Origin of the sequence: Planococcus koreensis (genome assembly GCF_004761975.1) — a bacterium.
Taxonomy (GTDB): domain Bacteria; phylum Bacillota; class Bacilli; order Bacillales_A; family Planococcaceae; genus Planococcus; species Planococcus koreensis.
Window position 1 is genome coordinate 40,539 of the sequence record NZ_RQII01000057.1, and the last position, 10,366, is coordinate 50,904.

The following is a 10,366-nucleotide window of genomic DNA, read 5'->3' on the forward strand; positions in this document are numbered from 1 at the left end:
AAATACCGTCATTTCCACATTCGACTGGATCAATGAAAAAACGGCAGGCCTCCCGGTTTCCCGGAGACGCCTGCCGTTTGAAATTCTTGTGCATAAGGTTTTGGATTTTCAGCTTTCTGAATTCGCCGCAACCGCTGTGCCCAGCTTTTTCCGTTTGACCATTTCCGTGAAGGCTTCTTCGCGTTTCGTTTCGTCAAATTCACCGACGCTTTTCGCTACGACGATCGTCGCGATGCCGTTGCCGATCAAGTTGACGATTGCGCGCCCTTCGCTCATGAAGCGGTCAACCCCCAGCAGCAGCGCCAAGCCTTCAAGAGGAATGACCTGCAGCGCGGACAATGTCGACGCAAGAACGATAAAGCCGCTTCCCGTCACACCCGCTGCACCTTTAGACGTCAGCATCAACACCAAAATGATGGTGATTTGCTGGGCGATCGACAAATCGACGCCGAATACTTGCGCCAGGAATACCACTGCCATCGACAGGTAAATCGATGTGCCGTCCAAGTTGAACGAATACCCCGTCGGAATGACCAGTCCGACCACCGATTTCGAAGCACCGTAGCGCTCCATTTTATCCATCATGCGCGGCAGCACCGATTCCGAAGAGCTCGTGCCCAAAACGATGAGGATTTCTTCTTTGATGAATTTCAAGTATTTCCATAAGCTGAATCCGTACATTTTGCAGATCAAGTTCAAGACGACAAAGATGAAGATGAACATTGTCGTGTAAACGGAAAACATCAATTTCGCCAATGGCACCAGCGACGTTAGCCCGAAATGGCCGATCGTGTAGGCCATTGCGGCAAATGCACCAATCGGCGCAGCTTTCATGACAAAGCCGATGATTTTGAAGAATACCAATGACAGCTTGTCCAGCAAATCGATGATCGATTTCCCTTTTTCCCCAAGCGTAGCAAGCGCCACACCGAACAGCACAGAGAAGAACAGCACTTGCAGAATGTCGCCTTTAGCGAACGCATCGACCATATTGGACGGTACGATGTGAGTAACGAATTCGATCCAGTTGATGCCTTGTGCGCCGGTTTCGGTGTACTGGGACACGTCCCCTTTTTCAAGTTTGCTGAAATCGAGTCCAGCACCCGGTTTGATCACGTTGACCACGATCAGTCCGATGACCAATGCGAGCGTCGTGACCACTTCAAAGTAAAGGAATGCTTTCCCGCCGACTTTGCCGACTTTTTTCATATCGCCCATTTTTGCAATGCCAAGAACGATGGTCAGGAAGATGATCGGCGCGATGACCATTTTCACCGCGTTGATGAACGTATCGCCGACCGGCTTCATTTCCTTGCCGATGTTCGGCCATACCAGGCCGACCAAGACGCCAAGGGCGATTGCGGCCAGTACTTGGAATGTCAGGTTCTTGTATATTTGCTTTTTCATATGCTCTCCTCCTCAATTGAATGTCGCTTCATTTTCTGATTCTTTCAAAATGATAACGCTTTCAGTGAGAGAGGAGAAGTTTATGGTCATAATGGCTCTTTTGGTCTTTTTGGTCTCACTTTACTCGGGGTTGTAGACATAGCGGTTGACCGGCCGGCCGACTCCACCGTATTGGACATCCAGCGCAATGACGCCGCTTTTCTCCAGGTAATCCAAATAGCGGCGCGCCGTGACCCGGGCAATGCCGATCGCACTCGCCACTTCTTCGGCTGACCGCGGCACTTCCTGTGCGCGGATGGTGACGATGATTTCGTTCAACGTAAACTCATTCAAGCCTTTTGGCAATAAACCCGTCTCCACTTTCTTCGCCGGCCCTGCATGCAGCAAGACATCCAATTGTTCTTGGGACACGGTTTCCGACCGGTTGAAGCTGGCGCGGTAGGCCTGGTATTTCTCCAATGCCAGCTGGATGCGGTGCAGCTTGAACGGCTTGATGATGTAATCCATCGCGCCGTTCTGCAGCATCAATTTGATGGTGTCGCTGTCTTTAGCCGCTGAAACGACGATCGTGTCCACTTCGATTTTCTGTTTGCGAAATTCCCGCAGCACCTTGATGCCGTCTTTTTTCGGCATGAAGATGTCAAGGATCACCAAATCCGGCCCCAGCTCTTTCGCCAGCTGTAGCCCTTCTTCGCCATTGTCCGCAACCGCAAGCACGCGGAAGCCTTTGACGCTTTCGATGAATTCCTTGTTCACTTCCCTGACCATCGGATCGTCTTCGATCAATAACACAGTAAACCCTTCATTAATTGCCATGCGGTTCATCCTCCTCCATCGGGAAATCGATTATGAACGATGTCCCTTCCCCGTGCTGGGAAGATACGCTAATCGTTCCTCTTGCTTTGTCGACAATCTGTTTCACCAAATACAGGCCATAGCCGGTGCCTGATATTTTATTGGCCGTGAATCCTTTTTCGTAAATCTTGGGCATATGCGTTTCCGGGATCCCAGAGCCGTTGTCTTCCACCAGAATCGCGCAAATGCTGGGCGATTGTTCGATGCTGATGTCGATGCGCTTCGCGTCTTTGTCGGTGCTTTCAAACGACCCGAACGCGTTTTCAATCAAATTGCCGAGCACCACCACGAAATCATGCTGGTCAGACCCCGGCGGGAAATCGGTAAAACGGCTGTTCGCGTCAATGGCGACGTCGATTCCCAGCTCTTTCCCCCTTTTCACTTTGCTGAGCAGAAGGCCTGCAATGGCATCGTTCCTGATTTTTTCATTTAGGAAATAAGCGGACAATTCCTGTTCTTCAGCTGCGTGGTGAGCCAGCTGCAGCGCTTTTTGCGGTTTGCCGAGCTGAATCAACCCTGCGATGGTATGCAATTTGTTCATGTGTTCGTGGCTTTGCACGCGCAGTGCGTCCACGAAGTTTTTGACGCCGGTCAGTTCTTCTGCCAGTTTCGCCACTTCCGTTCGGTCCTGGAAAATGGCGACGGCTCCGATCAGCTCGTCGTCTTTCCAGATCGGGATGCGGTTGCTGACGATGACTTTGCCGCTGACTTTGATTTCTTCGTTGTAAACCGCCTCGTTTTTTTCGACGATTTCCGGCAGCCGGGTGTCTTTTAAAACCGAACGGATCGGGCGGCCGACAAATTCGCCCGTGACATTAAAGATCTTTTTCGCTTTTTCGTTGAATACCGTGATGATTTCGCTGCTGTCGATGGCGATGACGCCTTCGTTCATCGAATGGAACGTCGCCGTCCGCTCTTCGTGCATCCGTTTGATTTCAAACGGTCCAGCTGGAACATCTGCTTTTTGATGTGGTTTGCCAGTAGGATCGAGCCGAGCAGCCCGAACAGCAGCGTCACGACCACGATGAACAGGATTTCTTTTGACAGGCCCGACATGATGTCGAGGACGCTCGGGATGCGGTTGCCGACCACGACCACCCCCGTCTGGTTCAATTCGCTGTCTTTTATCGGCACGAATGCCCGGATGACGGTGCCGAGCTCCCCTTTCGCTTTCGAGAAATACGTATGTTCCGCAAAAGAAGGCTCTTCGTCTGTGCCTTCCGATATGGTGCCGAGCATGTCCGGGACCGGGTGGGAATAGCGGATTTTCGCCATGTTCATGACGACGATGTAATCGGCTTCGTTGATGGTCCGGATTTCCTCGACGACTGGATTGATCTCTTTCCAGCCTTCGGGCTGGTTGATGGCCGATTTGATATCGGACAATTCAGCGACTGTCCGCGCCGTATTCATCGACCGCAGCCGGAGTTCCCTCTCTTCGGTCTGCTGGATATTGACCGCAATGACAAGTCCGCCGATCAACAGCGAAAAAATCACCACGGCATAGGACAGGATCATGATTTTCCACCGGATGGGAAGCTGTTTCATCTTCCGGCCTCCTTTCGCTTTACGGATAACGGGCTTGTGATTATGCTTATGGTATGGATTTATGAGGAGGCCAATTGTGAACAAAACTTATAAATACGCGCTGCTTTTATTGATTGGCATGGCGGCTATTGCCTTGATGGTCTTCCAGCGCATTTCATCCGAAGCGGAGACTTTGCCTTATGATGACGACCAGGAAGGGCTGAGCGGCCAGATTGTTTTTAAATTCAGCCATGTGGTCGCTGAAAACACGCCGAAAGGACAGGCTGCGGACAAATTCGCCGAACTGGTTTATGAAAAATCAGACGGCGCCATCCAAATCGTCGTTTTTCCGAACGGCAGCCTGTATTCGGATATTGAAGAAATCAATGCCTTAAAAGACGGGCAAGTCCAAATGATTGCCCCTTCGACCTCCAAACTCACGAGGCTGTCTGAAAAATGGGGCGTGTTGGATTTGCCCTACGCCTTTACTTCTTATGCCGCCATCACCGAAGGTATCCACGGCCCCCTCGGAGATGAGCTGCTGAAATCGCTCGAAGCAGACGGGCTCAAAGGGCTTGCCCATTGGCCAAGCGGCTTTAAGCAATTGACCAGCAATAAAGGGCCGATCGAAAAGCCGGAAGACCTGGCCGGGCAAACGTTCCGGATCATGCAAAACGACATCATCCAATCCCAATTCAACCTGCTCGGCGCAACGGCCAAGCAGGAATCCTTCAACTTCACTTACAACCTGATCGAAGCGGGTGAAGTGGACGGCGAAGAAAACACCATTTCCAATATCTACTCGAAGAAATTCTATACTGTCCAGGACCATATGACAATCACGAACCACGGTTATTTGGGTTATGCCGTCATGATGGACCAAGACGTATGGAACCAGCAAACGGATCAGACGCAGCGGATTTTGCTGGAAGCGATGAACGAAACCACTGCCTGGAACGACGAAAATGCCCAAAAGCTCGAGTCCGAACAGCTGCAGCTCATCAAAGAAAAATCGGCTATCCGCATACACGAACTTTCCGAAAAGGACAAGCTCGAGTGGGAAGAGAAATTGGCGCCGGTTTACGCCGAATACGCCGATGCGATCGGAGCCGGATTGTTGCAGGAACTGGCTGCACTGCAGAAGAAACACCTGGAAAACCAGTAAACGCATGCACAATAAAACCCGCAGCCAGAGAGGCTCTTGAACCTCTCTGCCCTGCGGGTTTTGCCTTTGTTCTCGGTGTTAACGATAGGCTGGAACGGTTTAGCGAAGCGTCCGTTTCAAAAACTCCTGGGTCCGCTCTTTCTTCGGATGGTTGAAAATCTGTTCCGGCGGCCCTTCTTCCACAATGACGCCTTTGTCCATAAAGACGACCCGGTCTGCGACTTCTTTGGCGAATTCCATTTCGTGCGTGACAATGAGCATCGTCAGCCCGCTTTTTGCTAAGTCTTTCATGACTTTCAGCACTTCACCGACCATTTCCGGATCAAGTGCCGAAGTCGGCTCATCAAACAGCATGACCTCGGGCTCCATCGACAACGCGCGCGCAATCGCCACACGCTGTTTCTGGCCTCCGGAAAGCTGTTCCGGCTTCGCGTTGACGTATTGGTCCATGCCCACGACGTGCAGGAATTTCTTCGCGGTCTTTTCCGCATCCTGCCGCTTGCGCTTCAGCACCTTGATCTGCCCGACGACGCAATTGTTCAGGACGTTGTGGTTGTTGAACAAATTGAATTGCTGGAACACCATGCCGAGCTTCGTGCGGTAGGAATGGATGTTATGGTGGGCATCGAGAATATTTTTTCCATTGTAGATGATCTTGCCGCCGCTCGGTTTTTCGAGCAAGTTGACGCAGCGGAGCAGCGTCGATTTCCCGGATCCCGACGATCCGATGACGCATACCACTTCCCCTTTGCTGACAGAGAAATCGATATCTTTCAACACTTCATTCGTTCCGAAGGATTTGCTTAAATGCTGGATTTCAATTACTTTTTCCATAAGGTCTCCTCTTCTGCTTCTGCGGATTTCTTATTCTTTGATTTTGTGCTCCGTGTCTTCCGGAGTGACCACTTGCATCGGCAGTCCGCCGATCATGCTGTAATTGGACGGCCCCGCCATCTTGCGCTCAAGCTTGCGGAGCAGCAATGTGATGGTGAACGTCATGACAAAGTACAAGACGCAGGCAATGAAGAACGATTCGAAATACCGGAAATTATTGCCCGACACCGATTTGGTCTGGAAAAATAATTCCGTCACACCGATGACGTTCAATACGGCCGTATCCTTGATGTTAATGACGAATTGGTTGCCGGTTGCCGGCAGGATGTTGCGCACGACCTGCGGCATGACGACATTCATCATCGTCTGGAAATGGTTCATGCCGATTGCCTGTGCCGCTTCGAACTGTCCTTTGTCGACCGAAATGATGCCGCCGCGGACAATCTCTGCCATGTATGCGCCGGTATTGATCGAGACGATGAATATCGCCGCCGTAAAGACATCCATATCAATGCCGAACGCCATCGCCGAGCCGTAGAAAATGACCATGGCCTGTACGATCATCGGCGTGCCGCGGAAAAATTCCACATACGCGGACAGCAGGAAATTGATTGTTTTCTGGAACAGGCGCTTCACGCCGCGCTCCGGCATCGGAATGGTATTGACAATGCCGATGATCAATCCGATGGCGGCGCCGATCAGCGTACCGATGATGGAAATCAGCAGCGTCATGCCTGCTCCGCGCAGGAACATCGGCCAGTTATTTGTAAGTATCGTGATAACCCATTCAAGACTCATGGTTTTCCTCCTAAAAAAATTTAAAGCCGGCTGCATTTAGCTGCAGCCGGCACCGCCTAAGCTTTATTGGGCAGCTGGTTGGTTTTGGATCGCTGTATCCATGATTTCCTGGCGCTGCTCTTCTGAGATGCCAGCCAATGTTTCGTTGATCTGCTCCGTGAACTCACTGCCTTTTTCCAAGCCGACTGCAACCGCTGTGTCGTCTTCTGACGTTTCAAAGCCGTCCGTGAATTCCACCATTGCAAAGTTTTCGTTGGCAGCGGAAGCACTGACCGCTTCCGGGCGCTCTGAAACGTAGCCGTCGATTATGCCGGACTCAAGTGCAACCCGCATTGCCGGGAAGCTTTCCATTGCTGTTTCTTTGGATACGCCTTCGATCTGGTCGATGACGGAGTAATGGAACGTGTTCAATTGCGCTGTGACTTTCGCGCCGTTGAAATCTGCCAATGTGCTCGCGCCTTCAAATTCGCCGCCTTTTTTCACGACCATCACCAATTCCGATGTGTAATAATGATCGGAAAAGTCGATGGTTTCTTTGCGTTCTGCTGTCGGGGACATGCCCGCAACGATGGCATCAATCTTGCCGAGTTCAGTGCCGGCACCAAGCCGTCCCATTCCGTTTTGACGATTTCCAGTTCCATCCCGAGATCTTCCGCGATTTGTTTTGCGATTTCCACATCGTAGCCGCCCGCATATTCCGCATTGCCGGAAATTTTCACAGCGCCATTGGAATCATCGCTTTGCGTCCAGTTGAACGGCGCGTAGCCCGCTTCCATCCCCACTTTAAATGTCTTGCCTTCTTCACTCGAACCGCCGCCCGACGATGCGCCTTCTTCCGACCCACATCCTGCAAGCAGCATACCCAGTGACAACATAGCCGTTAACATCAACCCTGATTTCTTTTTCATCTTCTCATTCTCCCCCTCGTGTGTTCTGTAAAATAGTTCTGAATACAGCAAAAAGGGCAGCTATGTACAAAAAAAGACCTGAGATAGACTCAGATCGCTATATGCATAGTTGCCCTAAATCCTCTTTTCCCTTTTCGAGATAGCACACCGCATCGGACTGGGAGTCCTATGCGGCAGTCCTGCAATTGTTCACTGCAGACCCAGCAAGTAATAATGAGAACTATTACAAACTTCGGCGGTCTTTCCTTCTCCATAGCATCCTTGCTTCTCAAACTCTTCTATGGACTAATAAATCCCGCGCCTCTACCTCACCGGAAAGTGAGGTTATATTCACTTGTTTTTCATAGTCTACATTATTACTTTTTTCCTGTCAACGCCGCCCTAAATTCCATTCCACGCTCGACTGCTGGACCTTGCCATTAATCAAAGCTGTCCAAAGAATCTAGAGCTGTTATAATTAATTCGAATATTCAATTTATTACAGATACTGCTATCCATTGAACGCCAGAAAACGGAGGGAGCGTTGGCCATGGATTTTCACGAGATGGACCGGGCGCAATTGCTGAAGGCAGTCAAAACCGATCCGTTGCACGGATTGAGCGCTGAAGAAGTCCGGCTGCGCCAAGACAAGCACGGCTTCAATGTATTGGCTGAAGCCAAAAAGCAGTCCCTGCTCCTGTCTTTCTTCAGCCAATTCACGGATTTGATGATTGTGGTGCTATTGGCCGCTGCCGTAATCTCTTCCGTCCTTGGCGAATGGATTGACGCGGCTGCGATTGTGTTGATCGTCATCCTCAACGCCTCCCTCGGCTTCTATCAGGACCGCAAAGCCGAAAAATCACTGGAAGCGCTGAAAAAACTTTCAGCTCCCCAAGTCCAAGTGCTGCGCAGCGAGAAATGGGCACGCTTGCCTTCGCGCGAAATTGTGCCGGGTGATGTAATCCGTTTCTCCAGCGGCGACCGGATCGGAGCGGATGTGCGGCTGATTGAAGCGGCCAGCCTGGAAATCGAGGAATCGGCGCTGACCGGTGAATCGATGCCTGCTTCGAAGCGGACCGAATCGCTGGCGATTGTCGACCCGAACTTGGCGGACATCAGCAATATGGCGTTCATGGGAACATTGGTGACAAGAGGCAGCGGCGTCGGAATTGTGGTCAGTACCGGCATGAACACCGAAGTCGGACAGATTGCGGGGCTTTTGCAGGCGTCCGAAGGGATGGATACGCCGCTGCAGCGCAAGCTCGGGCAGCTCGGGAAAATCCTGATCATCGCCGCTTTGCTGCTGACGCTGTTAGTAGTTGCCATCGGTGTATGGCGCGGCAATGATTTTTACACGATCTTTTTTGCGGGCTTATCGCTTGCCGTTGCCGCGGTTCCCGAAGGCCTGCCGGCTGTCGTCACCATTGCCTTGTCGATTGGCGTCCAGCGGATGATCAAAAAAGACGCAGTGGTCCGCAAACTGCCGGCTGTCGAGATTCTGGGCAGCGCTTCTGTCATTTGCTCGGACAAGACCGGCACAATGACTGAAAACGAAATGACCGTTACGCATTTATGGAGCGGCGGGCAGGAATGGACGGTTGAGGGAACCGGGTATGAACCGGATGGCCGTTTTTTTGAAGCAGGCACCCTCGTCGAATTGCAAGGCGTCCCAGCGCTGCATGAGCTCCTTTTATATGGGATGTTATGCAATAATGCGAAAGTGTTTAAGAAAGACCAGGAATACGCCATCGAAGGAGATCCGACCGAAGGCGCCATGGTCGTGGCCGCGATGAAAGCGGGCATAAGCGAAAAATGGCTCATGGAAAATTTCACCGTGGTCCAGGAGCTGCCTTTTGACTCTGAACGCAAAATGATGAGTGTCATTGTCAAAGATAGGAACGGACAGCTTCTCGCAGTGACAAAAGGGGCCCCTGATCTGTTGGCGACCCACTGCGGTTCGATTCGATGGGGCGAGCAGCAGCTGCCGCTCACTGCTGAACGGGCTGCCGAAGTGGAACGTGCGGTAATCGGCATGGCCAGCAATGCGCTCCGCACGATGGCCATCGCCTATAAGCCGCTGCCGCCCCACACCCTTGTTTTCACTGAACAGGAAATTGAAAAGGATCTCGTGTTCATCGGGCTCGAGGGCATGATCGATCCGCCGCGCGAGGAAGTGAAAGCCGCCATCCAGGAATGCTGGAACGCCGGTATCCGCACGATCATGATCACCGGGGATCATGCGGTAACAGCGCTGGCGATTGCCGAAAAACTACACATTTCCGGTGAGGCCGGCATTGCGGTGGAAGGCAAAGAGCTGGACGAGATGTCCGCGGAACAGCTGCAGGAAGTCGTGGAAAAGGCGTCCGTTTTCGCCCGGGTCACGCCCGAACACAAGCTGCGCATCGTCCAGGCATTGCAGCAAAACGGCCGCGTCGTCGCCATGACTGGCGACGGCGTCAACGATGCGCCTGCCCTCAAGACGGCGGATATCGGCGTTGCGATGGGCATCACCGGCACAGACGTCGCAAAAGAAGCAGCTTCTCTTATCCTGCTCGACGATAATTTTGCGACCATCAAAGCGGCGATTGTCGAAGGGCGCAATATTTATGATAATATCCGCAAATTCATCCGCTATCTGCTGGCGTCCAATGTCGGAGAAATCCTCGTCATGCTGTTTGCGATGATTCTCGCATTGCCGCTGCCGCTCGTTCCGATTCAGATCCTCTGGGTCAATCTCGTGACGGACGGGCTGCCGGCGATGGCGCTGGGGCTCGATCGTCCGGAAGACGACGTCATGAAAAAGAAACCGCGCGATCCAAAAGAAGGCGTCTTCGCCAGAGGGCTGGCATGGAAAATCCTGTCCCGTGGCTTTCTTATCGGCGCGTCTACCCTG

At 52.0% G+C, this 10,366-nt stretch carries 6 protein-coding genes, 2 pseudogenes and 1 riboswitch; of the genes and pseudogenes, 2 read left to right on the forward strand and 6 right to left on the reverse strand.

Annotation, left to right across the window (positions count from 1 at the left end; genetic code table 11):
• Positions 1 to 108 precede the first annotated feature (108 nt).
• The 3 genes and pseudogenes from dctP to EGV91_RS13700 form a co-directional block, all read right to left on the reverse strand.
• A complete protein-coding gene (gene dctP, locus EGV91_RS13690; RefSeq protein ID WP_135504623.1) occupies positions 109 to 1,407 on the reverse strand; it encodes a C4-dicarboxylate transporter DctP in 1,299 nt (432 codons plus the stop codon).
• A 120-nt stretch (positions 1,408 to 1,527) separates the two neighbouring features.
• Positions 1,528 to 2,223 (reverse strand): response regulator, encoded by a 696-nt coding sequence (locus EGV91_RS13695; RefSeq protein WP_135504625.1) that lies wholly within the window; start codon positions 2,221 to 2,223, stop codon positions 1,528 to 1,530.
• Positions 2,213 to 3,810: pseudogene (locus EGV91_RS13700) on the reverse strand (ATP-binding protein). The gene EGV91_RS13695 and the pseudogene EGV91_RS13700 overlap by 11 nt, the downstream one beginning before the upstream one ends.
• A gap of 76 nt (positions 3,811 to 3,886) precedes the next feature.
• On the opposite strand from EGV91_RS13700, the gene EGV91_RS13705 reads away from it, so the two are divergent.
• Complete coding sequence (locus EGV91_RS13705; protein ID WP_421958251.1) at positions 3,887 to 4,954, forward strand: DctP family TRAP transporter solute-binding subunit; 1,068 nt, start codon at positions 3,887 to 3,889, stop codon at positions 4,952 to 4,954.
• Positions 4,955 to 5,053: 99 nt separating this feature from the next.
• Here the strand turns inward: EGV91_RS13705 and EGV91_RS13710 are convergent, their stop codons facing one another.
• The 3 genes and pseudogenes from EGV91_RS13710 to EGV91_RS13720 all read right to left on the reverse strand — a co-directional run bounded on the left by EGV91_RS13710 (position 5,054) and on the right by EGV91_RS13720 (position 7,494).
• The gene (locus EGV91_RS13710) at positions 5,054 to 5,788 is read right to left on the reverse strand and encodes an amino acid ABC transporter ATP-binding protein (protein WP_135504626.1); all 735 of its coding nucleotides are present in this window, start codon (positions 5,786 to 5,788) and stop codon (positions 5,054 to 5,056) included.
• A 30-nt stretch (positions 5,789 to 5,818) separates the two neighbouring features.
• Complete coding sequence (locus tag EGV91_RS13715) at positions 5,819 to 6,586, reverse strand: amino acid ABC transporter permease (RefSeq protein ID WP_135504627.1); 768 nt, start codon at positions 6,584 to 6,586, stop codon at positions 5,819 to 5,821.
• Between the two features lie 63 nt (positions 6,587 to 6,649).
• Positions 6,650 to 7,494: pseudogene (locus EGV91_RS13720) on the reverse strand (transporter substrate-binding domain-containing protein).
• Between the two features lie 132 nt (positions 7,495 to 7,626).
• Positions 7,627 to 7,808, reverse strand: a riboswitch (Lysine riboswitch).
• A 215-nt stretch (positions 7,809 to 8,023) separates the two neighbouring features.
• Here EGV91_RS13720 and EGV91_RS13725 point away from each other — a divergent pair.
• Positions 8,024 to 10,366: cation-translocating P-type ATPase (locus EGV91_RS13725; protein ID WP_135504629.1), on the forward strand; the 2,343-nt coding region annotated here is incomplete at its 3' end.

Bases quoted from the DNA above. Each gene is read 5' to 3' on its own strand.
- EGV91_RS13695 (WP_135504625.1), bottom strand. From the start codon at position 2,223: ATGGCAATTAATGAAGGGTTTACTGTGTTATTGATCGAAGACGATCCG.
- EGV91_RS13715 (WP_135504627.1), bottom strand. From the start codon at position 6,586: ATGAGTCTTGAATGGGTTATCACGATACTTACAAATAACTGGCCGATG.
- dctP (WP_135504623.1), bottom strand. From the start codon at position 1,407: ATGAAAAAGCAAATATACAAGAACCTGACATTCCAAGTACTGGCCGCA.
- EGV91_RS13710 (WP_135504626.1), bottom strand. From the start codon at position 5,788: ATGGAAAAAGTAATTGAAATCCAGCATTTAAGCAAATCCTTCGGAACG.